At 70.7% G+C, this 26,139-nt stretch carries 25 protein-coding genes; 5 read left to right on the top strand and 20 right to left on the bottom strand.

Annotated features, from left to right (window positions below):
• Window positions 1-46: 46 nt before the first annotated feature.
• The 6 genes from H4F70_RS02130 to H4F70_RS02105 form a co-directional block, all read right to left on the bottom strand.
• Window positions 47-796 carry an ABC transporter ATP-binding protein gene (locus tag H4F70_RS02130; protein WP_182358864.1) on the bottom strand — a complete coding sequence of 250 codons (750 nt, stop codon included), beginning with the start codon at window positions 794-796 and terminating at the stop codon, window positions 47-49.
• Window positions 793-2,640, bottom strand: a complete 1,848-nt coding sequence (locus H4F70_RS02125) for a branched-chain amino acid ABC transporter ATP-binding protein/permease (RefSeq protein WP_182358863.1) — start codon at window positions 2,638-2,640, stop codon at window positions 793-795. Before H4F70_RS02125 ends, H4F70_RS02130 begins: the two co-directional genes overlap by 4 nt.
• A complete protein-coding gene (locus H4F70_RS02120) occupies window positions 2,640-3,497 on the bottom strand; it encodes a branched-chain amino acid ABC transporter permease (RefSeq protein ID WP_182358862.1) in 858 nt (285 codons plus the stop codon). The genes H4F70_RS02125 and H4F70_RS02120 overlap by 1 nt, the downstream gene beginning before the upstream one ends.
• Window positions 3,498-3,557: 60 nt before the next feature.
• Window positions 3,558-4,778, bottom strand: a complete 1,221-nt coding sequence (locus H4F70_RS02115; RefSeq protein WP_235681286.1) for an ABC transporter substrate-binding protein — start codon at window positions 4,776-4,778, stop codon at window positions 3,558-3,560.
• A 174-nt stretch (window positions 4,779-4,952) separates the two neighbouring features.
• Entirely contained in the window at window positions 4,953-5,798 is an 846-nt protein-coding gene (locus H4F70_RS02110; protein ID WP_182358860.1) for a mycofactocin-coupled SDR family oxidoreductase, read from the bottom strand.
• Window positions 5,798-6,613 (bottom strand): mycofactocin-coupled SDR family oxidoreductase, encoded by an 816-nt coding sequence (locus H4F70_RS02105; RefSeq protein ID WP_182360101.1) that lies wholly within the window; start codon window positions 6,611-6,613, stop codon window positions 5,798-5,800. Before H4F70_RS02105 ends, H4F70_RS02110 begins: the two co-directional genes overlap by 1 nt.
• A 206-nt stretch (window positions 6,614-6,819) precedes the next feature.
• Between H4F70_RS02105 and H4F70_RS02100 the strand changes: the two genes are divergently transcribed.
• From H4F70_RS02100 to H4F70_RS02080, 5 genes are all read left to right on the top strand, one after another.
• Window positions 6,820-7,641 (top strand): SDR family NAD(P)-dependent oxidoreductase, encoded by an 822-nt coding sequence (locus H4F70_RS02100; protein ID WP_182358859.1) that lies wholly within the window; start codon window positions 6,820-6,822, stop codon window positions 7,639-7,641.
• 49 nt (window positions 7,642-7,690) lie between these two features.
• Entirely contained in the window at window positions 7,691-8,626 is a 936-nt protein-coding gene (locus H4F70_RS02095) for an aldo/keto reductase (protein WP_182358858.1), read from the top strand.
• 62 nt (window positions 8,627-8,688) lie between these two features.
• Window positions 8,689-9,063, top strand: a complete 375-nt coding sequence (locus H4F70_RS02090; RefSeq protein WP_182358857.1) for a RidA family protein — start codon at window positions 8,689-8,691, stop codon at window positions 9,061-9,063.
• Between the two features lie 139 nt (window positions 9,064-9,202).
• Window positions 9,203-10,828, top strand: a complete 1,626-nt coding sequence (locus H4F70_RS02085) for an ABC transporter substrate-binding protein (protein WP_182358856.1) — start codon at window positions 9,203-9,205, stop codon at window positions 10,826-10,828.
• Window positions 10,829-10,854: 26 nt separating this feature from the next.
• Window positions 10,855-12,060, top strand: a complete 1,206-nt coding sequence (locus H4F70_RS02080; protein ID WP_235681285.1) for an alpha-hydroxy acid oxidase — start codon at window positions 10,855-10,857, stop codon at window positions 12,058-12,060.
• 7 nt (window positions 12,061-12,067) lie between these two features.
• On the opposite strand, the gene H4F70_RS02075 is transcribed toward H4F70_RS02080, so the two are convergent.
• The 14 genes from H4F70_RS02075 to H4F70_RS02010 all read right to left on the bottom strand — a co-directional run bounded on the left by H4F70_RS02075 (window position 12,068) and on the right by H4F70_RS02010 (window position 26,124).
• Entirely contained in the window at window positions 12,068-12,655 is a 588-nt protein-coding gene (locus H4F70_RS02075) for a TetR/AcrR family transcriptional regulator (protein ID WP_182358855.1), read from the bottom strand.
• Window positions 12,656-12,726: 71 nt separating this feature from the next.
• Window positions 12,727-13,530 (bottom strand): IclR family transcriptional regulator, encoded by an 804-nt coding sequence (locus tag H4F70_RS02070; protein ID WP_182358854.1) that lies wholly within the window; start codon window positions 13,528-13,530, stop codon window positions 12,727-12,729.
• A gap of 43 nt (window positions 13,531-13,573) precedes the next feature.
• Window positions 13,574-14,374, bottom strand: a complete 801-nt coding sequence (locus H4F70_RS02065; RefSeq protein WP_182358853.1) for an SDR family NAD(P)-dependent oxidoreductase — start codon at window positions 14,372-14,374, stop codon at window positions 13,574-13,576.
• Between the two features lie 42 nt (window positions 14,375-14,416).
• On the bottom strand, window positions 14,417-15,463 hold the full coding sequence (locus H4F70_RS02060; RefSeq protein WP_182358852.1) for a phosphotransferase family protein: 1,047 nt from the start codon (window positions 15,461-15,463) through the stop codon (window positions 14,417-14,419).
• A 95-nt stretch (window positions 15,464-15,558) separates the two neighbouring features.
• Window positions 15,559-17,169: a class I adenylate-forming enzyme family protein gene (locus H4F70_RS02055; RefSeq protein ID WP_182358851.1), complete on the bottom strand. Its 1,611-nt coding sequence runs from the start codon at window positions 17,167-17,169 to the stop codon at window positions 15,559-15,561.
• A complete protein-coding gene (locus H4F70_RS02050; RefSeq protein WP_182358850.1) occupies window positions 17,166-18,839 on the bottom strand; it encodes a thiamine pyrophosphate-requiring protein in 1,674 nt (557 codons plus the stop codon). Before H4F70_RS02050 ends, H4F70_RS02055 begins: the two co-directional genes overlap by 4 nt.
• Window positions 18,836-19,873 (bottom strand): transketolase family protein, encoded by a 1,038-nt coding sequence (locus H4F70_RS02045; RefSeq protein ID WP_182358849.1) that lies wholly within the window; start codon window positions 19,871-19,873, stop codon window positions 18,836-18,838. The genes H4F70_RS02050 and H4F70_RS02045 overlap by 4 nt, the downstream gene beginning before the upstream one ends.
• On the bottom strand, window positions 19,870-20,769 hold the full coding sequence (locus H4F70_RS02040) for a transketolase (protein ID WP_220471755.1): 900 nt from the start codon (window positions 20,767-20,769) through the stop codon (window positions 19,870-19,872). The genes H4F70_RS02045 and H4F70_RS02040 overlap by 4 nt, the downstream gene beginning before the upstream one ends.
• Before the next feature lie 110 nt (window positions 20,770-20,879).
• On the bottom strand, window positions 20,880-22,097 hold the full coding sequence (locus H4F70_RS02035; RefSeq protein ID WP_182358848.1) for an NADH:flavin oxidoreductase: 1,218 nt from the start codon (window positions 22,095-22,097) through the stop codon (window positions 20,880-20,882).
• A gap of 15 nt (window positions 22,098-22,112) precedes the next feature.
• Window positions 22,113-23,312, bottom strand: coding sequence for an acyl-CoA dehydrogenase family protein (locus H4F70_RS02030; RefSeq protein WP_182358847.1), 1,200 nt, complete (start codon window positions 23,310-23,312; stop codon window positions 22,113-22,115).
• A gap of 44 nt (window positions 23,313-23,356) precedes the next feature.
• A complete protein-coding gene (locus tag H4F70_RS02025; RefSeq protein WP_182358846.1) occupies window positions 23,357-24,328 on the bottom strand; it encodes an NADPH:quinone oxidoreductase family protein in 972 nt (323 codons plus the stop codon).
• Window positions 24,325-24,768: a MaoC/PaaZ C-terminal domain-containing protein gene (locus H4F70_RS02020; RefSeq protein WP_182358845.1), complete on the bottom strand. Its 444-nt coding sequence runs from the start codon at window positions 24,766-24,768 to the stop codon at window positions 24,325-24,327. Before H4F70_RS02020 ends, H4F70_RS02025 begins: the two co-directional genes overlap by 4 nt.
• On the bottom strand, window positions 24,765-25,220 hold the full coding sequence (locus H4F70_RS02015; RefSeq protein WP_182358844.1) for an FAS1-like dehydratase domain-containing protein: 456 nt from the start codon (window positions 25,218-25,220) through the stop codon (window positions 24,765-24,767). The genes H4F70_RS02020 and H4F70_RS02015 overlap by 4 nt, the downstream gene beginning before the upstream one ends.
• Window positions 25,213-26,124 (bottom strand): SDR family NAD(P)-dependent oxidoreductase, encoded by a 912-nt coding sequence (locus H4F70_RS02010; protein ID WP_182358843.1) that lies wholly within the window; start codon window positions 26,122-26,124, stop codon window positions 25,213-25,215. Before H4F70_RS02010 ends, H4F70_RS02015 begins: the two co-directional genes overlap by 8 nt.
• Window positions 26,125-26,139: the final 15 nt, after the last annotated feature.

Raw genomic sequence — 26,139 nt, 5'->3', positions numbered from 1 at the left:
CCTCACCGCGCGGTGCGCGGGCCATGTTCGACGTCGATGTCCGGTTTCACACTCGCCCGAAGTAGGCCTCCTTGACCACCTCGGTATCCGCGAGGTGGGAGGCGGGACGATCCATCACCACCTTGCCCACGTCGATAACCGTGACGTGGTCGGCGACCGTCATCGCCGCCTCCACCGCCTGCTCGACCAGCAGCACGCCCAGTCCGGTCTTCGTCAGCGCCGCTATGCGCTCCATGACCTCGTTGACGATCACGGGCGCCAGGCCGCCGGAGGGCTCGTCGAGCAGCAGCAGCCGCGGCCGCGACATCAGCGCCTGCCCGATGGCGAGCATCTGCTGCTGGCCGCCGGACATCGACCCCGCGGAAGCCTTGCGCTTCTCCGCGAGCACCGGGAACAGCTCGTAGATCCGCTCGGCCTCGGCGCGCAGGGCCTGACGACGCAGCCCCCGCGAATAGCCGCCGAGCATGAGGTTCTGTTCGATGCTCTGCCGGTGGAAGACCCTCTTCCCTTCTTGCACGTACGCGACTCCCCTGCGCACCCGCTTGTGGGCGGCGACCCCGGAGATCTCCTCGCCGTCGAGGAGCACGGAGCCGTGCATCACCTTGTTCAGCCCCGAGATCGCCCGCAACGTGGTGGTCTTGCCGGCCCCGTTGCGCCCCAACAGCGCCGTCACCCTGCCCGGATGCACGCGCAGCGACACGTCCCAGACCACCTTGAGGTCCCCGTAGCCGGCGGCCAGGCCGTCCACCTGCAGCAGCGGCGCGACGTGCTCGTCCGCGACAGCCGATTCGGTCATGAGTGCACTTCCACCTCGTCGTCGTCCTCCCGGATGCCCAGGTACTCGCGCAGCACCCGCGGATCGTTCTCGATCTCCTCCGGCGTCCCCTCTGCCAGCACCGCGCCCTGCGCGAGCACGACGATCGTGTCCGCGAGCGACAGCACCAGCCGGAAGTTGTGCTCGACCAGCACCACGGTGCCGCCCGCGTCCGCGATCGCCCGGATCATCCGGGCGAGCCGCTGCACCTCGTCCTCGTCGAGCCCGGACGCCACCTCGTCGAGCAGGACCACCGACGGACGCCCGATGAGCGCGCGCGCCACCTCCAGCAGCCGCCTGTTCCCGAGCGGCAGCGACGTCGCCTCCGCATCGCGCTGGTCGGCCAGTCCCAGAACATCCAGCAGCCGTTCCGTGGCTCGACGGTCCTCCTTGCGCACCCGCCGGAATCCCGGCAACCGGAGGATCGCACCGAGCATCGGCGACCGCGCGGCGGTGTACCGGCCGGCCGCGACCGCCTCCGCCACCGTCACCCCGTCGGGGATGTTGGGCGTCTGGAACGTGCGCGCCACCCCTGCGCGGGCGACCCGGTGCGGAGCGAGCCCGGTGATCTCCCTGCCGCCCAGGGTGATCGTCCCCGCATCTGCCTTGTAATAGCCGCACACCATGTTCAGCATGGTCGTCTTGCCCGACCCGTTGGGGCCGATCAGCGCGGTGACCTGTCCGGGGCGCGCAGACAGCGCGGCCGAGCGCAAAGCCTGATTGCCGCCGAACCGTTTCGAGACGCCGTCGACGACGAGCTCCGCGCCCGGCGTCGGATCCAGCGCGGTCCCCTCCGCGGCCGAGTCGGGGTGCCACACACGCGGCGCGGGCGCGACGCCCGCGGCCTTGTCGAGGCGCGCGAGCAGCCGCGCACCGAGAGTGGCCAGCCCGCCGCGGAACAGCACGCCGCAGGCCACCAGCAGCACTCCGTAGAACACCAGCGCGTACTGCTGGAACTCCGTCGACTGGTTGGGCCCGATCTGCATGACGAGCGCGCCGATCAGCGCCCCGTACACGCTCGCCGACCCGCCCAGGATCGACGCCGCCAGCACTGCGGTAGCGAAGGTGAACGAGAACGCCTCGGGCGAGATGTACAGGTCCAGGTTGGCGAACAGCACGCCGGCGAGCCCCGCGGGGATCGCCCCCAGCGCATAGCCGGTCAGCTTCATCCGGAACACCGATATGCCCACCGACGCCGCCAGCACCGGCGACTGCTTGAGCGTGAGGAAGGCGATGCCGTGCCGCGAGACGACGAGGTTGCGCAGGACCGCGAACCACACGATGGTCACGACCACGATGACGACGTAGAACTGGGTGCTGTCGATCTGCGTGCCCAGCAGCGTCGGCGATTCCAGCCCCGTCAGCCCATTGTGGCCTCCCGTGTGCTCCTTGAAGATCGAGAGCAGGTCCGGGATCAGCAGCACCAGGAAGAACGACGTCATCGCCAGCGACCACGAACCGAAGCGCAGCCCCGGCACACCCGTGATGACGCCGACGACCAGCGCCACCACGCCGCCGGCCAGGAGCTGCATGATCAACCCGGTGTGCCCGTGCACCGACAGGAGCCCGGCGGTGTAGGCGCCCGCCGCGTACATCGCCGCCTGCCCCAATGCCAGTTCTCCGGCGTAACCGAGCGACAGGTTGAGCCCGCCCACGACCAGGGCCAGGATCAGCGCCAATTGGATCTGCCGGTTCCACGAGAACGCGAGGCCCATGTACGGCAGGAACACCGCGAACACCGCGAGGACGGCCGGAACCGACCAGCTCGGCAACGCCCGCAGGCCGCGCCACGAGGCCCGAAGCCCCTCCGCTGCACCGCCCGTCATCAGACCACCCTTTCCGCAGTGCGGCCGAACAGACCCGTGGGGCGCGCCAGCAGGAGCACCAGCAGCACCGCGAAAACCATGAGCGAGCTGTACTGGGCACCCCAGTGCAGCGCGGTGAGGGACTCGGCCAGCCCCACGACGAAACCGCCGATCAGGCACCCCGGCAGCGAGCCGAATCCGCCGATGGCCAGCGCCACGAAGCCTTTGATCGCCAGCGCCGTGCCCAGGGTGGCGACGGCGAAGGTCTTCGGCCCCACCAGCAACCCCAGCACGCCGGCGAGGGCCCCGGAGAAGACGAACGCCCCCAGGGCGAGCTTGCGCACGCTGATCCCACGCAGCGTCGCCGCCTCTGTGTCCTCCGAAATCCCGATCAGCGCCTGGCCCAGCATGGTGCGCTTGGACAGCCACGTGAGCACCGCGACCAGCAGCACCGCCGCGGCGATAAGCGCCAGCTCCACGGGATAGGTGCGGCCGCCCAGGAAGTCGACCGGGTCGTTGTAGCTCAGGAACGGTACCGACAACGGCTGATTTCCCCAGATCAGCTGGCATGCCCCGCCCAGAAGGGTGGCGACGCCCAGGGTTGTCACCAGCTGCGTGTGCCGGTCCTTCACCGGCCACACCGCGGTGAGATCCTCGATACCCGCGATCACCGCGACGACGGCCGCTGCCAGCAGCGCGACCACGATCACCGGCAGATCCCAGGTGACCAGGCCCGTGTAGGCCACGAAGGTGCCCACCATCATCAACTGCGCCTGCGCGAAGTTGAAGGTGCTCGAGGAGATGAAAACGATGTTGTAGCCGATCGCCACCAGGGCGTACACGGCGCCGAGCGCGAGCCCGGACAGCACGATCGTCATTGCCGATCCTCTTCCGGCGGGCGCGCTCTCAACGCGCCCGCCTCGTCACCGATGTCGCGTTCACGCTTCGGGATTGCCGAACTGCCCGTTGACCAGCTTGGTCGGCGCCACGTATTGAAACGCGTCGGCGTCCGGGTTCGCGGCGTGCGAATCCTCGGTGAAGTTGTAGCGGGGCAAGAAGGCCGTCTCCGCACTGTCGAGAACGTCGTCCGTGGTCAGCGCCTTCGCGAGATCCTCGGGATCGGTGTTGCCGGTCTTCTCCGCCGCGGCGGCCACGAGGAAGAACGGATCGTAGTTGTCCGCGAGGATCAGCGTGGTCGTGATCTCCCCGAGCCCCGCCATCGTCTCGACCATTTCGTTGACGGCCTCGTTGTCCGGGTCGTACACGGTGCTCTGGAACACCTGGGTGACCAGGTTGTCCACCTTCGGCGTGCCCAGCACCCCGTCGGGCGGGGTCTTGGCGATGAGGTTCGTCGCCGAGACGGTCGTCTCGCCGATGATCGGCACGTCCCAGCCGAGGCGCTGCATGTTGTCGAGCACGTGCCCGAGCGGCGCACCGTACGCGTCGAGGACGAGCACCTTGGCGCCGGCATTCTTCAGCGACAGCAGCTGCGGGGTCATGTCCAGCGAGGCGGTGTCGAACGTTTCGATCCCGACGACGTTCATGCCGGCCGCGGTGATCTGCTCCTTCGCCGCCGTACCGTACGCCTCGCCCGATCCGGAGTTGGAGTGCAAGATTCCGATGTCGTTGTAGCCCTGCTGCTTCGCAAACTGGGCGATGCCCTTGTTGTTCGCGTCCGGGCCGGGTGCCAGGTCGAAGTTGAGCGGGAACTTCGACGGGTCGTCGGTCCCCTCGGCGGGCGAGATGTTGAACGAGAGGATCTTGTTCTGCTTGAGCACGGGCAGCACGGCCATCGCGATGGTCGACGGCCCCGAGTCCAGGAAGAGGTCGGGCTTGTCACCGGAGTTGATGGCCTCCCGCAGCTTGGTCACGGCGGTCGTCGGATCGCCGCCGTCGTCGACGACGGTGAGCTCGACCTGTTTGCCGCCGATACCGCCCTGCTCATTGATCACCTTGGCGCCGGCCTTGGCCGCGAGCACCGACGTCTGCGCATTGGCGGCCAGCACGCCTTGCGCGCTCAGCCCGGCCGTCACCATGACGTCGTAGGTGTCGTCGCCACCTCCGCCGCCGCCCGCATCGTTCGACCCCGCGCAGCCCGCCAGCACGACCGACGCGGCGCCCACGAGCACGACGGACTTGGTGATACTGCCGATCTTCATCCCCACTCCGATTCCTCGCCGGTCCCGGCGCATGCGCGCACGACGTGACCCGGCGCATATTTCAGTGCCTATCGTGACGAACGTAACGTCCGCATTGCGTCGCGGCGGAAGGGATCTCCCGCAGAACGGGAAAGCGCCGGTAGGGCAATCACGTCACGCGGTCATCTCACGCCCTCATTTCACGCAGTGCCCCGCGTCCACGGGAAGGGTCGCTCCGGTGATGTACCGGGCCTCGTCAGAGGCGAGGAACAGGCTCGCATTGGCGATGTCCACCGGCTCGAGCATCGGCACCGGAAGCAGATGCATCGATTGCGTCCCCGCCTCGAACTGCTCCTGCGTCGGGTGCACCTCGCCCGGGCAGAACGAGCGCATCGTGCCCTCGTTCTGGATCATCGTCGTGCGCGTATTCGCCGGATGCACGGTGTTGACGCGGATCCGGTGTTCGGCCAGTTCCTGGGCGAGTGAGCGCATCAGGCCCACGACACCCGTCTTGGCGGCGGCGTAGTGACCGACGCTCACGAGGCCGCGCAGGCCGGCGATGGAGCTGACGAGCACGATAGCCCCGCCGCGCCCGGTGTCGAGCAGGTGCGGGATCGCGGCCTTGCACGTCTTCCACACGCCCGTGAGGTTGACGTCGAACATCGTCTGCCAGACGTCCTCGTCGAGCTCCACCGCGGGCCCCGCCGAGCTGATCCCGGCGGCGGCGCACACGATGTCGAGGCCGCCGAGTTCCGTCACGCCCTCGGCCACCGCGGCGTCGAGCCCCGCCTGGTCGCGCACGTCCGCTTCACGCGCCACGATGCGCCGGCCGAGCGCCTCCACCTGACGCACCGTCTCGCGAAGGTCCTCCGGCGATGCCCCGGGCGTCGTCGAGTGGTCGACGGGGGCGCAGCGGTCGATGACGATCACATCGGCGCCTTCCTGCGCGAAACGCACCGCCTGCGCGCGCCCGATCCCCCGTGCGCCCCCGGAGATCAGCGCAACCTTGCCCACCAGCCTGCCGGTACCGCTATCCACCATCACGCCACCTTCTGCGTCAGTCCGGCGTCCACCACGATCTGCTGACCGGTGATGCACCGGGATTCGTCGGAGGCCAGGAACGCCACCGCATGAGCGATGTCCTCCGGCTCGGCCCACGGGATCGGCAGCAGGTGCCGGGCGGCCAGCACGCCGGCCACGTCGTCGGCGCCCGGGTTCTCCAGGTCCGGCCGCAGCCGGGCGAACGTCGCCGGATTGTTCGTCATCGCCGTGTTCACCGCCCCCGGCAGCACCGCGTTCACGCGGATCGACTTGCCGCCCAGCTCGTTGGCGAGGGTGCGCATCAGGCCGATCACCGCGTGCTTGGCGGCGCTGTACTGTGCTGCGCCGGGCACCGACTTGATGCCGGCCGTGGAACTGATGAGGATCACCGATCCGCCGCCGCGCTCGGTCAGCGCCGGCGCGGCGGCCTTCACCGTGTGCCACGTTCCCGTCACGTTGACCCCGACGGCCAGGTCCCATTCGGCTTCGTCGATGGTCCACGAGGGCCCCGGATTCCGGCTCACCCCGGCGTTGGCGACGACGATGTCGAGGCCGCCGAACTGCTCGACTCCCCTGCGTACGGCCTCGTCGAGCGCACCCTGGTCCCGCACGTCGGCGGGCACCGCCAGCACGCCGTGTCCGTGTTCGTGCAGGCTGCGCACGGCCGCATCGAGCGCGGCCTCGTCGAGGTCGACGGCGACGATGTCCGCACCCTCCGCAGCGAGCCGTTCTGCGAAGGCGCGCCCCATGCCCGCCCCCGCACCGGTCACCAACGCGACCTTGCCTGCCAACCTTCTGTCCGTGCCGCGGCTCATGTCCCTGCCCATCCGGTGATCGAAGTGCACTGGTCGTATCGCGACGGTAATCATCGGGGCACCGCGCGGAACCCGGTTCTCCCGTGGGTTGGGAGACACCGGCCGCGCCCACCGCGGAGCGCCCTATCGTCCGCTGTGACACGCAGGATCGGAATGCGACACGCACGATCGAGCAGCGGCATGCAACACCGAACGGACGGGAATCCATGGGCGACGCGCAGCAGCAGGGCTCCGAGGCGGGGGCCGCGGTCATCACGGGCGCCGGCAGCGGGATCGGCGCGGCGATAGCCCGGCGCGCCGCCGCCCGCGGAATGCCGGTGGTGCTCGCCGACGTGTCCGCCGAGCGGCTCGAGGCGGTGGCGCGGGCGATCACCGACGAGGGAGGCGACGCGCTCGCAGTCCCCACCGACGTCACCGACCCGTGCTCGGTGGACGCGCTGGCGGACGCCGCCTACGCGCGCCACGGGCGGGTCGCCCTGCTGGTCAACAATGCGGGGGTCGAGTCGCTGGGCGCACTGTGGGACCTGCCCGTGGACGAATGGCGCCGGGTGATGTCGGTGAACATCGACGGCGCCTTCCACGGCATCCGCTCCTTCGTGCCGCGGATGGGGGCGGATCCACGGCCGTCGCGCGTCGTCACGACGACGTCGGTGGGCGGCATCGGCACCCTGGCGGGCATGGGCGCGTACGGGGTGTCCAAGCACGCCGCCCAGCAGATGACCGAGACACTCCACCTCGAGTGCGCTCAGAGGTTTCCGCAGGTCGGAGTATCGGCCTTCGTGCCAGCGCATGTGACTACCCGGATCTTCGAAGACGTCGCGCACAGCACGCACGCCGGCGAGTCCGTCGACCATTGGCGGACCCAGCTGCGCGAGAAGGGCATGTCCGCCGACGAGGCGGCGCGCATCTTCTTCGACGGGGTCGACCGCGGCGACTTCTGGATCTGCACGCACCCCGACGTGTACGCGCGGATCGCCGGCCGCCGCGCGCGGCTGCTGGCGGAGGCGCTGCCGCCCGACTTCGAGTGAGACCATCGGACCGACGCGGGAATCGACGGCAGGCGGAAGGAAGCGGAGCATGGAGTACCGGCAGGTGGGCCGCAGCGGGCTCACGGTCTCGGCGATGGGTCTGGGCTGCAACAATTTCGGTGCACGTCTGAGCGAGGACGACACCGCGAAGGTGGTGCACGCGGCGCTGGACCAGGGGATCACCTTCTTCGACACCGCGGCGATGTACGGCGACGGCCTGTCGGAGGCGTACCTCGGCAGCGCGCTCGGCGCCCGGCGGGATGAGGCCGTCATCGCGACCAAGTTCGGCGCGCACCGCGGACCGGGCGCCGACCAGGCCACCGGCTCGCGCGGCGGCATCATCCGTGAGTGCGAGGCGAGCCTGCGCCGCCTCGGCACCGACCGCATCGACCTGTACTACCAGCACTATCCCGATCAGCACACGCCGATCGAAGAGACACTCTCCGCCCTGGACCGGCTCGTCCGCGACGGCAAGGTGCGCTACATCGCGAACTCCAACGTGGCCGGGTGGCAGATCGCCGACGCCGACCACCTGGCGGCACGCTGCGGGACGGGCCGGTTCATCGCCTCGCAGTTCGAGTGGAACCTGCTCAAGCGCGGAGCCGAAGACGAGATCGTGCCGGCGTGCCGCCGCTTCGGCCTCGGCATGATCCCCTTCTTCCCCCTCGCCTCCGGCCTGCTCACCGGAAAATACTCGGCCGGCGAGAGTTTCCCTGCGGGCTCGCGCCTGGCGGGGTCCGCCTACTTCGCCAAAGAGGCGACGCGGGAGAACTTCGCGATCGTCGACCGGCTGCGCGCGGTCGCGGACGAACACGGCCGCACGCTGCTGGAACTCGCGGTGGGCTGGCTGTTGGCGCAGGACGGTGTGCCGTCGGTGATCTCGGGTGCCACATCCGCCGAGCAGGTCCGTCAGGGTGCTGCCGCGGCCGCACGTACGCTGACCGGCGAGGCCGTCGACGCGGTAACGGCGGCCACGGAACTCTGAGCGTGCTCCGGGGCGGGAAGAGCCCCGGCGGGAAGAGTCTCGGCTGGAAGAGGGAAGCGACGATGGCAGCACACGGCGACTGGACCGAGCTCTACAAGTATTCCGACGCGGTGCGGTCGGGCGATCTCGTGTTCTGCTCGGGGCAGACGGGGCTCGACGAGCACGGGGCGGCGCCCGCAGACCCCGCTGAGCAGTACCGCCTGGCATTCGCGTCGCTGCGGCGCGTGCTGGCGGAGCAAGGCTGCCGGCCGGAGGACGTCGTGGACCTGACGAGCTTCCACACGCACTACCCGGAGCACATGGCCGAGTTCATGGCCGCGAAGGCGGAGTTCCAGGGCGACGGCCGGCCGGCGTGGACGGCGATCGGCGTCGCGGCGCTCGGCACGCCCGAGACCCTCGTCGAGGTCAAGGCGACGGCGCGGGTTCCGGCACACTGACCGGCCCCCTGCCTCGCAGAAAGTTTCCCACGTCGTGGACACCGCATCTCCACATGACGCACATCACTCTATGTTGCTGGCAAGTTGGGACGCTGAAACAGAGTGAAGCGCCCCGCGACCTGATCAAGCGAGGCGAGTGATGAGCCAGAAGATGCGACACATGCGGCGCGCCATTGCGGCCCTGGGCATCGCCGGAACGCTGGTGTTGGCCGGATGCGCATCCGGTGGCACCACGTCCGGCGGCGATGGGACCAGTGCCGCCGCCGGCGGCAGCGGGATGCACGCCCCCGGCCCCGTCGGCGATCAAGAGGACGCTGGCACCCCGAAGGACGGGGGGACGCTGACGTTCGGCACGTTCAACTTCCCGCGGTCCCTCGATCCCACGCACACCCGTGCCTCCGGGGCCGTGGGCGGCACGGAGCTGGCCGCGATCTACGACGTGCTCGTGCGCCCTGACTACGACAGCGGCGGCTTCGTACCGCAGCTCGCCGAGAAACTCGAGCACAACGACGACTACTCGCAGTACACCGTCACCCTGCGCGACGGGGCGACGTTCAGCGACGGCACCCCGCTCGACGCGGACGCGGTCGTCTGGAGCATCCGGCGATACCTGGACTCGAAGTTCGATCTGGCGCCGACGATGAGCGCGATCATCAAGCAGATCTCCACTCCGGATCCGCAGACGGTGGTCTTCGAGCTCAACCGTCCGTGGACACGATTCCCCGTGCTCCTGACCACCGGCGCCGGCTACATCGTCGCCCCGAGCGCGGTCGACGGCGGCACGTTCACACCGATCGGCGCAGGGCCGTACACCGTCGACCACTTCGCCCAGCAGGAGGAGCTGGTCCTCGATGCCCGGGACGGGTACTACGGCGGCCGTCCCCATATCGACACGCTCCGCTTCGTCCCGTCGTCGGGCGCGAAGGGCAACCTGGACGCCCTCAACGCCGGAGACGTGGACATGGTCTACATGCTGCAGGACCGCCAGATCATCCAGCAGGCCATCGACCGCGGCTACCCCGGCTACCTCGCGGAGATGGGCCTCGGCCAGAACATCGTCATCAACACGGTGGATCCGCGTCCCGGCTCGGATATGCGCGTGCGGCAGGCCATCTCCCACGCGATCGACCGCGACCAGTACGTGCAGCGGGTGCAGAACGGCCTGGGCGACTACACCGGCGAGATGCTGGCGCCGAACTCCATGTGGGACGTCGACGTCCCCGGGACGACCTTCGATCCGGAACAGGCGAAGAAGCTTCTCGCCGAGGCCAAGGCGGACGGCTACAGCGGAAAGATCAGCCTGCAGACGTCCTCCGACCAGTTCTCGATGAGCGCGGCGCAGACGATCCAGGCGTCGCTGAACGCGGTCGGCTTCGACTGTTCCCTCGACGCGGCGCCGGACCCGGCCGCCGGAGCGCAGCAGGTGTTCAATGAACGCGATTTCGACTTGTCCCGGCAGTCCTTCGCCATGCTCGACGAAGCCCCCTACATCCGGCTGCAGGGCAGCCTGGGCTCGGGTTCCGGCAACAATCCCGGCGGCTACTCCGATGCGCAGATGGATGCGCTGCTCTCGCAACTGCAGACCGCGACGTCCCGCGACGACCGGAACGCGATCCTCGGGAAGATCCAGCAGCGGATCAACGAGACCGTCCCCTACATGATCCTGGGACCGATGGCGGCCTTCACCGGCTGGAACGACACGGTGCACGGACTGCAGCGCACCACAGCCAACATCTGGCTGTTCAACGACGCCTGGATCTCCTGAACCGGCCCGGCGGCGGAGGATCCACCGTGGTTCCAGCGATCCCTGTCGGCCCGGTCGCCGTGCGCCCCTCCGCACGGCGCCGGCCGCTGACCATCGACGATTACAGACACCTCGCGCGGCGTTCCGTGCCGCGGATGGTGTGGTCGTTCATCGACGGCGGCGCGGACCGCGAGCAGACGCTGCGCGCCAATACCGGCGCATTCGACGAGTGGGTCCTGCGGCCCCGCGTCCTCACCGGGGCCGCAGCGCCCGACCTGTCGACTCCTCTCGGGACGGCCACGGCCGGCCTTCCGGTGTACGTGTCCCCCACCGGGATGACGGGGCTGACGCACCGGTCGGGCGAGCCGGCGCTCGCGCGCGCCGCGGAACGGTGCGGCACACGTGCCGTGATCTCGACCGCGGCGAGCTACACCGTCGAGGAGATCGCCGCCGCCACCGAGCGGGACCACTTCTTCCAGCTGTACCCGTGGACGAGCGCGACAACCGGCGAGCCGCTGGCCCGCCGGTTCATCGATCGGGCCCGCGCCGCCGGCTTCGGCGCCCGCTTCGTGACCGTCGACGTCCCCGTCGCGGGCAATCGGATCGCCGAACGCCGCAGCGGCATGGGCGTACCGCCGGAGTTCACCCCGGCCGGGCTCCTCGACGCGGCACGGCATCCCCGCTGGTGCTGCCACCTGCTCAGGAGCCGGCGTGTCGCGGCGCGCATGCTGGTGGACGAGCGCGGCGTCGGGGCGGGCGTGCGTTCCGCACGGCGCCAGCAGAGCCTTCTCGACGCCACCGTGACGTGGGACGACATCGCCCGGATCCGCGACATGTGGCATGGGCCGCTGTACGTCAAGGGGATCCTCGATCCGGCGGACGCGGAGGCCGCTGTCCGGTGCGGCGCGGACGGCGTCGTGGTGTCGAACCACGGCGGCCGTCAACTGGACGGCGCACCGGCCGCGCTCCGCGCACTGCCGGCCGTCGTCGACCGGATCGGCGGCACGGTGCCGGTACTGATGGACGGCGGCGTGCGCAGCGGCGTAGACGTCGTGAAGGCGCTGGCGCTCGGCGCCACCGCGGTCGGCATCGGCAGGCCCGCCCTCTACGGTCTCGCCGCAGAGGGCGAGGAGGGCGTGGTGCGTGTGCTGGGGATTCTGCGCGACGAGATCGTCCGGACGCTCACCCTGATGGGGGTGGCTTCCGCATCCGGCCTCGGCCGACGGCATATCGCCGATGCCCGCGGAGGCTGACGGGCGGTCAGTCCGCGTGCACCGGCGAGCCGATCCCATCGACGAACACGGACACGAGCTGGTCGGCGAATACGCTCCGATCCACGTCCGGTGTGGGGGTGAACCAGCGCTGCGAGAGCCAGACCGCGTCGCGCAACAGCCCGTAGATCGTCACCGACGGCAGGTCGGACCGGAACCGGCCCGACGCGATGCCCTCGTCGATGATCTGCATCCACACCTGCCGGCTAACCTTGGCGGCGTCGCGGATCATCGGATAGCCGGACAGGTTTTTCATGTACGACGCATTGTTCTGGTAGATCTCCGACGCGTGCGGGTTGGCCTCCGAGGCGAGCAACGACTGATGCACCAGCGCGTGCAGGCGCTCCTGTTCCGGCAGCTGCAGCACCTCGGCGTACCGCTTCTCCAGGTCCTCCAGGTACCGCGTGATGATCGCGTCGGCGATCGCATCCTTGGACTCGAAGTAGTGGTAGAGGCTGCCGGAGAGCACGCCCACACCGTCCGCGATGTCGCGCACCGACGTACCCGCGATGCCCTTCGCCGCGAAGAGTTCCGCTGCCGTCTCGAAGATCAGCGTGTGCCGGTCGGACCATTCCATATGCTTGCCGTTCGTATTCGTAGGAGGTGTGCCGCGCAGACCTTACGCGGAGCGCCGTGCCGCCGCCCGGATCAGGTTCCCTGCATCATGCGGCGCGGCGGCCCCGGTCGTGCCGTGGGCATCGACCGCAGCGGATGCCGGCGGGTGAGCACCGGAATGACGTGCGCGTCCCGCCGCAGCAGGGCCTGCATGATCGCCCCCGCCGCCATGCGGACGGGTGCCGCATTGTGGTGGTCCAGACGAAGCTCGGCCGTGGGCCCGCATATCGACAGGCCTGCGACGGCGTCTCCTGCCTCGCCGATCGGCACGCCGATCCCGCACGTCGCACCGGAATCCACGTAGGCGACGCCGTCCTGGCGGATCCGTGCCGAGAGCGCATCGTCCGCCGCCGTCGCATCCGAGTAGGCGAGCAGGCATCGTCCGATGGGCGATCGCGTCGCCGGCCGGCGCGCGCCGACCCGTGCGGGCGGCACGGTTCCGCGTGGCGCGCCGACCCGTTGGGTGTAGAGGACGTCGTCGCCGTCGAGCACCCCGAGGTACACCATGTGCCCGGTGACCCGGTGCAGCTCGCGCATGATGGGGACGGCCGCGCTGTGCAGCCGGCTCTGGGTGGCGGCCAGCGATCCCAGCTCGATCAGCCGCGCCCCCAGCTCGTAGTCGCGACCGTCCTTGCGCACCCACTGCATCTGCACGAGGCGTTCGAGCATCCGGTGCGCCGTCGACCGCGGCAGCCCGGTGCGCCGCGTCACCTCGGACAGCGACTGCTGCGCATGCCCGTCGAACGAGGCGAGGATCATCGAGATCCGGTCCAGCTGCGTGCTGGGCGGATCCTCGACCCGCGTGTCGAACGCGCCCGCATCCATGGCGATGGTCATCGCTGTACCTCCGGTGTCCGTGGGGATCTGTGAGTGGTGCCGGCTATCCGTCCTGCGAGGATGCGGGTGCCAGCAGCGCGGCCCGCGGGAACCCGCTCTGCCGCCGGGCCGCCTCGAAGTTCCCTTCGGTCACCCGCACCGGCCCGTGTGCGAGATGCGCGAGCCCTTCGCGGGCGACGTCGTCGGGTTCGGCCACGGGGAACGGCGGATCGTCCAGATCGAAACCGAGCCTCCCCAGCGCGGGAGTCCGGATACCGCCGGGCACCAGTTCCAGCACGTGCACCCCGTGCGGCGCGAGTTCGAGCCAGAGCCCCTCCGCGAAGATCCGGCTGAATGCCTTGGCCGCGCCGTAGAAGCTGATGTGCGCGGCGCCCATGTAGCCGTTCATCGACCCCATGAGCAGGATCCCGCCGCCGCCCCGCCGCTTGAGCCGGCCGCCGAAGTGGTGCACCAGCTGCAGCTGACAGTCGATGTTGAGGTCGATCGTCCGCCGTACCTGGTCCAGGTCGGCGTCGACGAACTCGGACGCGTATGCGCCGGCGCCGGCGTTGTAGATCAGCAGGCCGATGTCCAGGTCGTCCGTCACCGCGCGGATACGCTCGAGCGCGTCCGGGGCGAGCAGGTCCAGCGCAAGCGTGCGGACCTCGCCGCCTGCGGCCCGCACCGCGTCCGCCGCCTCCTCGAGCGGCCCGGGTTTGCGGGCGATGAGCACCACGCCGACGCCGGCCCGTGCGAGCCGCAGCGCGTAGGCGGGCCCCACCCCCTCGGAGCCGCCGGCGATCACCGCCCAGGGTCCGTAGTACTCGAGGTCGACCCCCGGCTCGCCGGTGCTGTCATCCGTCATCGTTGCGCCCTCTCGGTCGTCGTCGCCCTGGAATTCCGTTGTTCACCGCAGTGCCCGCGCGCAGGCGTGCGCGCGGGCGGCCAGACGCTCCGCCTGCGCCCCGAACGATTCGGGGGTCCTGTCGGAATCCCCCATCGCACCCTGCGCCATCCGCGCGTACACGTTCTCCACGATGCAGGCCGTCTTCCACCAGCTGAACGCCACGTGGAAATCGACGTCGCGCTCGGACACGTCGAGCACGCCGCGCATCTGTGCGATGTAGGCGCGGGCCAGCTCGCTGCGGGTGGGCATGTCCGGCACCGCCGTCGGCGGGTCCTCCAAGGCCTTCACCGCATCTCCGGGCTCCGCCCAGTAGACGAGGAAGTGTCCGAGATCGGCGAGCGGGTCGCCGACGGTGGTGAGTTCCCAGTCCAGCACCCCGGTGACGGCGCAATCGGGGCCGATCAGGCAGTTGTCCAGGCGGAAGTCGCCGTGCACGATGGCCGCCGTCCGTTGGGGCGGGATGCGCTGCGCGAGCAGGTCCCGCGTCTGCTCGATGTCGCCGAGCAGGCGGATCCTGCCCGACTCCCAGTTGCGCGACCACAGCCCCAGCTGGCGTTCGATGAAGCCGCGTTGCCCGGCGCGCGCTCCCCACCCGGCCGCGGCGAGGTCCGCCCGGTGCAGTCGTGTCAGGACCTCGATGAGCGAGTGGCCGATGCGCGCACGCTGTGCCGGGTCCGGGAAGGCGCCGAAGTCGTCCGGCCGCCGGAGCACCGCGCCGTCCACGTGCTCCATCACGAAGAACGGTGCGCCATTGACGTCCGGATCCTCGCAGACGCCCAGCACCGCGGGCACCGGCATCCCGGCGGCCGACATGCGCCGCAGCACGTCCGCCTCGCGGACCACGTCGTGCGCGTTGCCGGACTTCCATCCCAGCGGCGGCCGGCGCAGCACCCATCGCCTCGACGCGTCGTCGACGACCGCGAAGGTGAGGTTGGAACGTCCGCCGGCGATCCGCGTGAAGCGGAGCGGCGACTCCACGGGACGGACATGCTCCGTGAACCAGTCCGCCACCGGCCCGTGGGCGATGCCCACTGCGCTCGCAGCCATGGCGTCTCCTTCGTGGTCTCCGTCGTATGTGAATGTATCAAACATTTGCTACGTGTCGTCGATATTCGCCGCGCCGGCGCCGGCGCGCGCTTCCACTAGCGCGGTACCGCGTCCACGGACGCTGCGGCGACACGCGCGAGTTCCGCGCGATCCGCCTTCCCCCCGGGCCCCTGCGGAACCTCGTCGACGCACACGACGTACTCGGGGAAGAGCTCCGGCGAGACGCCCCGCGCGCGCAGTCCGGCGCCGAGCGACGCCGTATCCGGCGCGCGCCCCTCCGCAGGGACGACGACGGCGCACACCCGCTCGCCGAAGACCGGGTCGGGCACCGCCACCGCCACCGCATCGCGCACATCCGGATCGCCACGGACCACGTCCTCGACTTCTGCGATCGAGATGTTCCGTCCCCCGCGGATCACGATCTGCGCGGTGCGGCCGATCACGGTGAGCCGCCCGGCCTCGTCAATCTCGACCAGGTCGCCCAGGCGTACCCACCCGTCCTCCGTGAACAGCGCGCGATCGGCGTTCTCGTCATTCCAGTAGCCCCGGGAGGCCATCGGGCTGCGCACCTCGAGGCGCCCCCGGCACGGACCGCGATCCGACACTGCGCCGTCGTCGCCGCGCACGCGCGCGTCCACGGGCCCGACCAGCCGCCCGCACGTGCCCAGACGTGTGTCCGCGTCGTCGTCGACCGTGGTGGCGCTCACCGGGCCGGCCTCGTTGGACCCGTAGAACTGCAGCACGCGGGCCCCGGTCACACGCTCGAACTCCTCCGCGGCAGCGCGGCCCACGCTCTCACCTCCCGTATACAGGACACGTAGCGAGGACAGGTCGTGGCCGCGCGCTTCCGCCGACCGCAGCAGCATCCTGCACTGTGTGGTCACGCAGCACAGCACCGTGACCCTCTCACGCTCGATGAGCTCGGCGGTCTCCACCACGTCGAACTTCTCCACCACCACGGTGGGGACGCCGAGCAGCGCGGGCAGGAAGTGCGCCGTCCACAGCCCGAAGCCGTACGGCGCGGGCACCACGGAACAGACGACGTCGTCCTCGGTGATCCGCCCGCCGCGCGCGGCCAGCCGGGCGAACTCGAGCCACGTGTGTTCCGCATGCGCGACGACCTTGGGCAGTCCGGTGGTGCCCGAGGTGGAGTTGAGCAGCGCGATGCCCGACGGGCCGAGCCCACGCGCCGGCTGCGGGTCCGCCGGCGCGACGGCCGGCGCCCAGCCTCCGCGCCGATGCCGGTACACCTGCGCGGAACAGTCGTCCTCGTCGACGACGATCACTGCGTCCGGCCGCGCCGAACGCGTCGCCACCCCTTCCACGACCCGCCGCCACGCACGCCCGCGCACCGTCGGTGCGGTCACGAGAACCCGCGCCCCGGCCGTGGACATGATGTGCGCGGCCTCGCGATCTCCGGTGCGCGCACCGATCATCGCGGACACCCGACCCGCCCGGCGGCACCCCACGATCGCCGCGTGGAACACCGCGGTGTCCGGCAGGAACACCGCCACCGGCGCGCCTTCACCCGACGGCCCTCCCGCGGAGCGCACCGCCGCGCACACTGTGTCCGCCAGCCGGTCGTACTCGCCCCAGGTGGTCGTCCTGGAGCGCGTCACATAGGCGGGCGCACCGGGATCCGCTGCGGAGCGGCGCCGCACCAGCGCGCCGACCACGCCGTCGGAGGCTTCCTGGGGCGCGGTCATGCGAAGTTGTCCGGCACCGGAGAGAGGTAGGTGTCGCCGCCGTGGGTGGAGATGCGGATCTCGCGGGAGGTGACGAACTCCAGCAGCACCGGGCGTCCCGCCTCCGTCTGCGCGATGCCGCGGCGCAGGGCGCCCGCGATCTCGCCGGGGTCGGTGATGCGCTCGGCGTAGAGCCCCAGCGAACGTGCCAGCGCCGTGTAGTCGCCGGAGATGTCCATCGTCCCGTACTCGCGCTGCGACAGGCCCATCGCATTGGCCTCCATGGCCATGTGCGCGTTGTTGAGCAGAATCGAGAGCACCGGGATGCGCTCGCGCACGCACGTCTCGAGTTCCAGGCCGGTGAACCCGAACGCCGCGTCGCCCCACAGGTTGATGCACAGCCGTTCCGGGTGCGCCAGCTTCGCGCCCATCGCCAACCCCAGCCCGTAGCCGAGCTGCGTGGACTTGCCCCAGCCGAGGTAGCTCAGCGGCGTGACCGAGCGCCAGAAAGGCGAGAGCTGGTCGCGCGGCGAGCCCGAGTCGTGGGTGATCACCGTGTTCGCCACGTCCGCCACGCCCATGAGCTCGTGCACCACCCGGTACGGCGAGATCGGCGTCTCGTCCGACATGAGCAGTGGCGCCCATTGCGCGTGCCATTCGTCGTGCACGGCGCGGATCTCCGCCGCCACCGGGTCGGGGTCGCGGCCCTCGCCGCCGAGGAGCGCGTCGACCTCGGACTGCAGCGCGTCGAGGGTGAGCGCGGCGTCTCCGACGAGGCCGATCTCCGCAGGGATCGCGGTGTCGAAATGCGCCGGATCGAGCGTGGCGTGGATCAGCCGCTTGCCGGTCGGGAAGTGCACGGCGAAGTCCGACGGCGTGAGGCTGGCGCCGACAGCGAGGACCACGTCCGCCTCCTCGAGGAACCGGTGCACGGGCAGCGGCACGGCGCGTCCGCCCGATCCCAGCGCCAGCGGATGGTCTTCAGGGAACGCGCTCTTGCCCTCGAGCGTGGTGGAGACGGGGGTCGCCAGCGTCTCGGCCAGCCGGCGCAGCTGCGGCCACGCCTGCGCGTAGTGCACCCCCTGACCGGCGTGGATGACGGGGCGTTCCGCCGCGACCAGCAGCTCCGCCGCCCGGCGCACGTCGGCGGGGTCGGGGCCGCTGCGCGTGCGCACCGCCGGCCGGTAGTCGAACGGCTCCGGCACATCCTCGAACCACATGTCGCGTGGGATCTCCACCGCCACAGGGCCGCCGCGGCCGTTGCGCAGACGGCTGAAGGCGCGCCGGAACACCGCCGCCGTCTGCGCCGGGTCGTTCACCGGTTCCACCGCCTTGACGAACGGCCGCAGCGCGATGGTGGAGTTGAAGTTCGGGTCGATGTGCGCCTCGTCGCGCCGGTAGCCCATGGGCAGCACCAGCAGCGGCACCGACTCGGCGTAGGCCTGGGCCACCGCTCCCATGCCGTTCTCGATCCCCGGGCCGTGCTGTGTGGCGTACACCCCGATCGTCTGCCCGCTGCTGATCCGCGAGATCGCGTCGGCCATATGGCCGGCCGTGCGCTCCGCGCGTGCGATGACCGGTCGGATACCCGCCTGCGCCGCGTACTCGAAGACGTAGTTGAGCGGGTAGCCGCACACCGACTCGACGCCCTCCGCATGCAGGATCCGCGCCACCGCCTCACCGAACTTCATGATCGCACCCTCCCGAGCAGCTCTGTCGCGGCCGAGGCGACGCCCGCCGAAGTGATTCCGTAGTGCTCCAGCAGGTCGGTGGGCACCCCCACCTCCAGGTCCTCGTCCGGCAGGGCCACCGAGGCCACGCGCACCGGCGAGCCGCCGCGCGCAGCCGTCAGCTCCCCGGCGTGCCGGCCGAGCACTTCCGCCACCGCCGAGCCGAGCCCGCCGACGATGTTGTGCTCCTCCACGGTGAGGATCGCGCCTGTCGCGCGTGCCGCGGCGAGCACGGCCTCCGCGTCGAACGGTTTGATGTACGCGGCGTCGAGCACCGCTGCGTCGATACCGCGCCCGGCCAGGTCCGCCGCCGCGGCCACGGCACAGCCGACGCCGACCCCCGTCGCGATGATCGTGATGTCCGCCCCCTCGCGGACCCGCACGAAGCGCCCCCGCCGTAGTTCCGGCACCGCGTCGTACACCGGCATCGCCCCCTCGCTCACGCGCAGCAGGGACGGCCCGGCGAGGTCATGGCTCGCCTCGAGCAAACCCAGCGCGGCGTTGTTGTCCGCGGGGGTCATGATCGTGAGGTTGGTGATCGGCCGGGCTATCGCGAGGTCCTCGACCGCGTGGTGGCTCGTGCCGAAGTAGCCCATCGCCAGACCGGAGAGCCTGGTCACCAGCGTCACCGGCATCATCGTCGCCGACAAGTCCGTGCGGATCTGCTCGGCGCACTTGATCATCCCGAACGGGGCGAACGCGAGCACGTACGGGCGCAGCCCCGACGCCGCCATCCCCGCGGCCACCGAGATGGTGTTGGTCTCGGCGATACCCAGCTCGATGTAGCGCTCGGGATGCCGCTCGCGCAGTTCGGTGAGCGCCGAGCCCATGTCGGCGCTGAGCACCACCACGTCGTCGTGCTTGTCGGCGAGTTCGGCCATCGCGTGGCCCAGCAGGTTGAGCGAGGAGGCCTGCCCCTCGTCGGAGAAGACGTCCTCCATCGCCGCCGAGCGGTCCGTGCCCGCACCCGTCGTCGAGCCTGTCGCCGCCGTCATGCCCCGGCCTCCCTTTTCGTCATCCGCATCGTGATCTCCGCGACCGCGGCCGCCCGTTGCCCGGAGTCGAGATATCCGACGTGCCAGGCCCGCGGCGACTCCTCCATCAACCGGACCCCCTTGCCCTTCACCGTCCTCGCGATGAGGCAGACGGGACTCTCCGATCCGGGGTCGGGCAACGCGTCGAACGCCTCGATCAGAGCGCCCGTGTCATTGCCGTCCAGTTCCACCACGCGCCAGCCGAACGCCGCGAACCGCTGCGCCAGCGGCTCGATGCCGAGCAGCTCATCGGTGGGGCCGCTGCCGATGAAGCCGTTGGCGTCGACGATCGCGACGAGGTTGCCCAGCCTGTAGTGCGACGCCGCCGCAGCCGCCTCCCAGACCTGCCCCTCGTGCAGTTCGCCGTCGCCGGTGAGCACGAACGTGCGGTGATCGGAGCCGCGCAGCCGGGCCGCGTAGGCCATGCCCAGCCCCACCGACAGGTTGTGCCCCAGCGAGCCGGAGCTGAAGTCCACCCCCGGCGCCGTGCGCATATCGGGATGGTCGCCCACCCGGCTGCCGAGGTAGCCGAACGTGTCGAGCGCCTCGGTCGGCAGGTAGCCGAGGTCGGCGAGGATCGGCCAGAGCCCCACCGCGGCGTGCCCCTTGCCCAGCAGGAACCGGTCACGATCGGGCCAGTCCGGGTCCGCCGGGTCCAGGCGCAGCGCGTGATAGTACAGCGCCGCAAGGATTTCCGCACACGAGAACGTGCTCGAGTAGTGGCCCAGCCCGGCGCGGTCGATCATCTCGATCACGCGCAGCCGCAGCCAGTCGGCGCGATGCGCCAGCTGCGCCGGGTCGGCGCACCTGCCGCGTTCCAGCACGGTGCCCGCGGTCTGCGGGGTGAGAGTCATCATTTCCGTCCTCGTATCGGTGTGGTCGTGCCCGCGCCCCGTTCGGTGGACATTTGGTTGCGCCGGGGCCCTATGTGCGACGTTCGGTGGACATTCGGCTGCGTCAGTGCCACTTACGCGTCCGCCGGGAACGGCAGCAGGCCCACCGTCTCCGGCCGCAGCACGCAGCGGGTGTTGAAGAAGTTCGTCGGCATGCACCTGTTGCAGTGGATGCACAGCGAGTGCGTCGAAGCATCGGCGGCGATGCGGTTGACCAGGTCCGGCTCGCGCAGCAGCGCACGGGCCATGGCGACGAAGTCGAATCCGCGGTCCATCGCGGTGGTCATCCCGTCGAGGTCGGTGATGCCGCCGAGCAGCGTGAGCTTGGTGTTCTCGACGACGGACTTGATCTGTTCGGCCTGCTCGAGCAGGAACAGCGGCCGGTACGGGTAGTGCTTGATCTTGTACTTGCCGAACATGCGGATGCCGGCCTTGCGCACGGGCGGCATGAGCTCGGCCATCTCGCGCACCGGCGCGTCTCCGCGGAACAGGTACATGGGGTTGAGCGGCGAGCTGCCGACGGTGAGCTCCATGGCGTCGACCAGCCCCTCGCGGTCGATCCACTCGGCCAGCACCATCGCCTCATCGGTCCAGAAGCCGCCCGGCACGCCGTCGTCCATGCTGAGCTTGGTGGTGACGGCGATGCGATCGCCCACCCGCTCCCGCACGGCCCGCAGCGCATCGAGCGCCACGCGCGCCCGGTTCTCCAGCGAGCCTCCGAAACCGTCGGTGCGCCTGTTGATCGCGGGGCTCAGGAACGAGCTGGCGAAGTAGTTGTGGCCCAGGTGCACCTCGACCGCGTCGAAGCCCGATTCCTCCGCGATCACCGCCGCATCACCGTGTGCGGCGGCGATGCGCGCGATGTCGGCGGTGGTGGCCGCCTGGGTGAACCGGAACGTCATCGGGTTGAAGCGCCGACCGGGACCCAGCGCCGGGCGGCCCGTGCTGGTGGAGTCGGCGACGATGCCGGCGTGCCCGATCTGTGCCTGCGCCGCCGCGCCCTGCGCGTGCACGGCGTCGGTGAGCCGGCGCAGCCCCGGCACCGCCTCGGGCCGCATCCACAGCTGCCCGCCCTGGGTGCGCCCCTCGGGCGCGACGGCGCAGTACGCGACGGTGGTCATGCCCACCCCTCCGGCCGCCACCTCCTCGTGGAACGCGATGAGCTCGTCGGTGACGAGGTCACCGGGCGTGCGCCCCTCGAAGGTGGCGGCCTTGATGATGCGGTTGCGCAGCGTGATCGGGCCCAGCGTCGCCGGGGTGAACACTGTCGGTGCCGTGCGCGGACCGGCCATGGGATCCTCCTCCGTTCAGCGGTACTTGCGCAGCTCGTGGCGGGCGACGCTGCGGATGTGGACCTCGTCGGGCCCGTCGGCGATGCCGAGGATCCGGCCCGTCGCCCACATGCGTGCCAGCGGGAAGTCGTCGGTGACGCCGCCGCCGCCGTGCACCTGGATGGCGCGGTCGAGCACGGATCGTGCGACGCGCGGCCCCACCACCTTCACCGCGGCCACTTCGATGGCGGCGCCCTTCGCGCCCACCTGGTCGATCAGCCACGCCGTCTTGAGCACCAGCAGGCGTGCCTGCTCGATCTCCATGCGCGACTCGGCGATCCACGTGCGCACCACGCCCTGGTCGGACAGCCGGGTGCCGAAGGTCTCGCGCCCCATCGCGCGGCGCACCATCATCTCCAGCGCCCGCTCGGCCATGCCGATGCAGCGCATGGCGTGGTGGATGCGCCCGGGACCCAGCCGCGCCTGCGCGATGGCGAACCCGTCGCCCTCGCCCGCGAGCAGGTTTCCGGCCGGCACGCGCACATCGTCGTAGCGGATCTCCGCGTGCCCCTGCTGGTCGTAGTAGCCGAAGATCGGCAGCGTCCGCACGATCTCCACTCCCGGGGTGTCCACCGGGACCAGGATCATCGACTGCTGCCGGTGCGGTGCGGCGTCCGGGTCGGTCTTGCCCATCACCACGAGGATCCCGCAGCGCGGGTCCCCGGCCCCCGTCGTCCACCACTTGCGCCCGTTGATCACGTACTCGTCGCCGTCGCGGACGATCGACGTCGCGATGTTGCGCGCGTCCGAGGAGGCGACGTCCGGCTCGGTCATCGAGAAGCCGGACCGCATGGTGCCCGCCATGAGCGGTGCGAGCCACCGCGATTTCTGCTCGTCCGTGCCGAACATGTGCAGGATCTCCATGTTCCCGGTGGACGGCGCCGAACAGTTCAGCGCCTCCGGGGCGATGTAGGGCGAACGGCCGGTGATCTCGGCGATGTGCGCGTAGTCCAGGTGCGTCAGGCCGGAGAGCGCCGGCAGGAAGAGGTTCCACATGTCCTGCCGGCGGGCCTCCGCCTTGAGCTCCTCGACCACCGCCGGCAGCGCGTGGCTGCGCGGGCCGTTCTCCTCGCGCTGCGCCGCGTACACGGCCTCGGCCGGATACACGTGTTCGGTCATGAACACCTCGAGGCGTTCGATGATCTCGCGTGCCGCGGGACTGGGCGACAGGTCCATTCTGACGGTCCTTCCTGGCTGTGTGTGACGACGCCGGCGGGCGCTCAGTCGCGGGTGAGGATGACCTTGCCGACGGCCCGGCGCGTCATCACCACGTCGAGCGCGGCGGACGCGTCGACGAACGGGACGATCCTGTCGATGTGCGGCACCAGGCGCCCCTCGGCGTACCAGCCGAGCAGGCGCCGCATGTTGGCCGCGTTCTTCTCCGGGTTGCGCTTGGCCCACTCGCCCCAGAGCACGCCGTGCAGTGCGCCGGAGATGATGAGCAGCCGATTCATGCCCGCGCGGGGAATGTCGCCGGAGGCGTAGCCGACGGTGAGATAGCGCCCGCCCCAACGCAGGGAGCGGAGGGCCGCCTGGGCGAGGTCACCGCCCACCGGGTCGTAGACCACGTCGACCTTGCCGCCGGCCTCGGTGAGCCCCTCGCGCAGCTCGCCGGCGGCGTAGTCGATCAGCCCCGATGCGCCCCGCGAGCGGGCGATGGCGAGCTTCTCCGGGGTGGACGCGGCGGCGATCACCTCGGCGCCCAGCGCGCGCCCTGTCTCCACCGCGGTCAGGCCCACTCCGCCGGCGGCGCCGAGCACGAGCAGACGCTCGCCTTCCGCGAGCCCCGCCTTGTCGACGAGGCCGTGGTACGAGGTGCCGTAGTTGACGGAGAACCCGGCCGCGTCGGAGTAGGGCATGGCATCCGGGATGGGGAACACGCGCCACGCGTCCACCACCACCTGCTCGGCGTAGCCGCCGAGGCCGCAGAACGCGGCGACACGCATGCCCGGCTCCAGCCCGGCCACGCCCTCTCCCACTGCGGTCACGTCGCCGGCCACCTCGGAACCGGGAGTGAACGGCAGGTCCGGCTTGGTCTGATACTTCCCCGCGGCCAGCAGCCCGTCGGGGAAGTTGACGCCCGCCGCGCGCACGTCGATCACCACCTGGCCCGGTCCGGGCGCGGGGTCCGGCACCTCCGTCAGCCGCAGCACCTCGGGCCCGCCGAGCTCGTGCACCTGTTGGGCCTTCATGAGCCGGCCCCGCCGTCCGGCACGACGAACGTCGCCCACGCCTTCACGGCTGCTCCGCCGGTCTGCCGCGTGCACACCAGCTCAATGTCGACGCGTGCGGCGCCGTCGTCGGCCGTGTACTCCCGCACCACCTCGGCGGTGGCCGTGAGCGTGTCGCCCGGCCACACCTGTTCGAGGAACCGGATGCGGAACGAGCGCACGTTCTCCGCGCCCAGCCACTCGGTGGCGTAGGTGCCGAGCAGCCCGGCCTGGTACATGCCCACCGCGAACGGCGCGTCGAACCCCGCCGCGCGGGCGAACTCCTCGTCGTGGTGGATGGGGTTCATGTCGCCCGACGCGCCCTGGTACCGCACGAAGTCGGTGCGGGTCACTGGCCCCACCGTCCACGGCGCGGGCGGGGTCAGGGCGGCCGGCGTGCTCGTAGTCCTCGCGGCGCTCATGCTTCGTCCTCCTTCGGGGGACGGGCCGTCTCCACGCCGGTCATCTTCGCCTGCGCGACAAGCCGGCCGGACTCGTCGTAATAGTCGGTGACCATCACGGCGAACGTCATCTCGCCGCCGCGGCGGCCCTGCTTCGTGTAGATGTCGGAGATCCGCGCGCGCCCCTCCAGCCTGGTGCCCGCACGCGGCGGCGCGCCGAAGAACGTGAACTCCTGCTCGGCATGCAGGCCGCGCTGCTGGTCTAGCTTGACGGCGGGCCACGGGTTGGCGTCGCCGGTCTGCCAGTGCAGCGCGGTGGTGAGGAACGTCGGCTGGCTCACCGGCGCGTCCTGCGCGTCGATGCCGGTCAGGTCGGCGGTGCCGGTGGCCCGGGCGAACTCGCGGATCTTGCCGCGTTCGACGTCGAGCCGGAAGGGGGCGCCCTCGGTGCCCACGGCGGCGGGGTCAGCCATGGGTGGCCCCCGATCCGTCGGCTGCGTCCTGCTCGAGCGGCTTCATCTCGACGGCGAGCTCGTCGAGCGTCCACCGCCCCTCCTTGACGATGGTCTGGCCGTAGTGCCAGGGCAGGAACTGCCGGATCTCCCCGCCCTTGGCGTAGAAGACCTTTCCGGTGACATCGCAGGCGTCGGTGAGCAGGTGCGCGACGATCGGCGCGACGTTGGCGGGGTGGTAGGTGTCGAACGCCGCCGGATCCGCGGGTGCCGCCACCATGTCCTTGATGCCGGGCACGTCCTCGGTCATCCGGGTGCGCGCCACGGGGGTGATCGCGTTGACGCGCACGCCGTAGCGCCCGATCTCCTGCGCCAGGATGATCGTCAGCGAGGCGATGCCGGCCTTCGCGGCACCGTAATTGCTCTGGCCCACGGCACCGTTGAGCCCCGACGTGGACGCGACGTTGACGATCGACGCCGACACCTCGTCTCCGGACTTGGAGCGTGCACGCCAGTGCGCGCCGAACACGCGGCACGGGGCGAACGCCGCGCGCAGCTGGCCGTGGATCACGTCGTCCCACTCGTCCTCGCTCATGTTGACGAACATGCGGTCGCGCAGGATCCCGGCGTTGTTCACCAGCCCATCGACGCGGCCGAAGCGCTCGAGGGCCAGGTCCAGCAGTTCCTGTGCACCGGCGATCGCGGCGGCGTCGGCGGAGCTCGCCACCGCGCTGCCGCCGGCGGCGGTGATCTCGTCGGCGACGGCCTGCGCGAGCGACGGGTCCGCTCCCGTGCCGTCGGCGGCCGCGCCGGTGTCGTCGACGACGACGTGGGCGCCCTCGGCGGCGGCGAGCTTCGCGTATTCGCGACCCAACCCGCGGCCCGCCCCGGTGACGACGACGACCTTGCCGTGCAGATGGTTCATGATGGTGTCCCTCTC

The sequence above is a fragment of the Tomitella gaofuii genome (genome assembly GCF_014126825.1).
GTDB classification, from domain to species: domain Bacteria; phylum Actinomycetota; class Actinomycetes; order Mycobacteriales; family Mycobacteriaceae; genus Tomitella; species Tomitella gaofuii.
Note: the sequence above shows the minus strand (reverse complement) of the source record. Positions and strands in the feature narration are given on the sequence as shown.

What these genes read in the sequence shown, in the direction of transcription:
- H4F70_RS02070 (WP_182358854.1), bottom strand. Translation starts at nt 13,530, where the DNA reads ATGACCATCGCCATGGATGCGGGCGCGTTCGACACGCGGGTCGAGGAT.
- H4F70_RS02060 (WP_182358852.1), bottom strand. Translation starts at nt 15,463, where the DNA reads ATGGCTGCGAGCGCAGTGGGCATCGCCCACGGGCCGGTGGCGGACTGG.
- H4F70_RS02040 (WP_220471755.1), bottom strand. Translation starts at nt 20,769, where the DNA reads ATGATGACTCTCACCCCGCAGACCGCGGGCACCGTGCTGGAACGCGGC.
- H4F70_RS02130 (WP_182358864.1), bottom strand. Translation starts at nt 796, where the DNA reads ATGACCGAATCGGCTGTCGCGGACGAGCACGTCGCGCCGCTGCTGCAG.
- H4F70_RS02030 (WP_182358847.1), bottom strand. Translation starts at nt 23,312, where the DNA reads ATGGACCTGTCGCCCAGTCCCGCGGCACGCGAGATCATCGAACGCCTC.
- H4F70_RS02010 (WP_182358843.1), bottom strand. Translation starts at nt 26,124, where the DNA reads ATGAACCATCTGCACGGCAAGGTCGTCGTCGTCACCGGGGCGGGCCGC.
- H4F70_RS02095 (WP_182358858.1), top strand. Translation starts at nt 7,691, where the DNA reads ATGGAGTACCGGCAGGTGGGCCGCAGCGGGCTCACGGTCTCGGCGATG.
- H4F70_RS02075 (WP_182358855.1), bottom strand. Translation starts at nt 12,655, where the DNA reads ATGGAATGGTCCGACCGGCACACGCTGATCTTCGAGACGGCAGCGGAA.
- H4F70_RS02035 (WP_182358848.1), bottom strand. Translation starts at nt 22,097, where the DNA reads ATGGCCGGTCCGCGCACGGCACCGACAGTGTTCACCCCGGCGACGCTG.
- H4F70_RS02110 (WP_182358860.1), bottom strand. Translation starts at nt 5,798, where the DNA reads ATGGTGGATAGCGGTACCGGCAGGCTGGTGGGCAAGGTTGCGCTGATC.
- H4F70_RS02105 (WP_182360101.1), bottom strand. Translation starts at nt 6,613, where the DNA reads ATGAGCCGCGGCACGGACAGAAGGTTGGCAGGCAAGGTCGCGTTGGTG.
- H4F70_RS02115 (WP_235681286.1), bottom strand. Translation starts at nt 4,778, where the DNA reads ATGAAGATCGGCAGTATCACCAAGTCCGTCGTGCTCGTGGGCGCCGCG.
- H4F70_RS02050 (WP_182358850.1), bottom strand. Translation starts at nt 18,839, where the DNA reads ATGAAGTTCGGTGAGGCGGTGGCGCGGATCCTGCATGCGGAGGGCGTC.
- H4F70_RS02055 (WP_182358851.1), bottom strand. Translation starts at nt 17,169, where the DNA reads ATGACCGCGCCCCAGGAAGCCTCCGACGGCGTGGTCGGCGCGCTGGTG.
- H4F70_RS02045 (WP_182358849.1), bottom strand. Translation starts at nt 19,873, where the DNA reads ATGACGGCGGCGACAGGCTCGACGACGGGTGCGGGCACGGACCGCTCG.
- H4F70_RS02100 (WP_182358859.1), top strand. Translation starts at nt 6,820, where the DNA reads ATGGGCGACGCGCAGCAGCAGGGCTCCGAGGCGGGGGCCGCGGTCATC.
- H4F70_RS02025 (WP_182358846.1), bottom strand. Translation starts at nt 24,328, where the DNA reads ATGAAGGCCCAACAGGTGCACGAGCTCGGCGGGCCCGAGGTGCTGCGG.
- H4F70_RS02120 (WP_182358862.1), bottom strand. Translation starts at nt 3,497, where the DNA reads ATGACGATCGTGCTGTCCGGGCTCGCGCTCGGCGCCGTGTACGCCCTG.
- H4F70_RS02090 (WP_182358857.1), top strand. Translation starts at nt 8,689, where the DNA reads ATGGCAGCACACGGCGACTGGACCGAGCTCTACAAGTATTCCGACGCG.
- H4F70_RS02015 (WP_182358844.1), bottom strand. Translation starts at nt 25,220, where the DNA reads ATGGCTGACCCCGCCGCCGTGGGCACCGAGGGCGCCCCCTTCCGGCTC.
- H4F70_RS02020 (WP_182358845.1), bottom strand. Translation starts at nt 24,768, where the DNA reads ATGAGCGCCGCGAGGACTACGAGCACGCCGGCCGCCCTGACCCCGCCC.
- H4F70_RS02125 (WP_182358863.1), bottom strand. Translation starts at nt 2,640, where the DNA reads ATGACGGGCGGTGCAGCGGAGGGGCTTCGGGCCTCGTGGCGCGGCCTG.
- H4F70_RS02085 (WP_182358856.1), top strand. Translation starts at nt 9,203, where the DNA reads ATGAGCCAGAAGATGCGACACATGCGGCGCGCCATTGCGGCCCTGGGC.
- H4F70_RS02065 (WP_182358853.1), bottom strand. Translation starts at nt 14,374, where the DNA reads ATGACGGATGACAGCACCGGCGAGCCGGGGGTCGACCTCGAGTACTAC.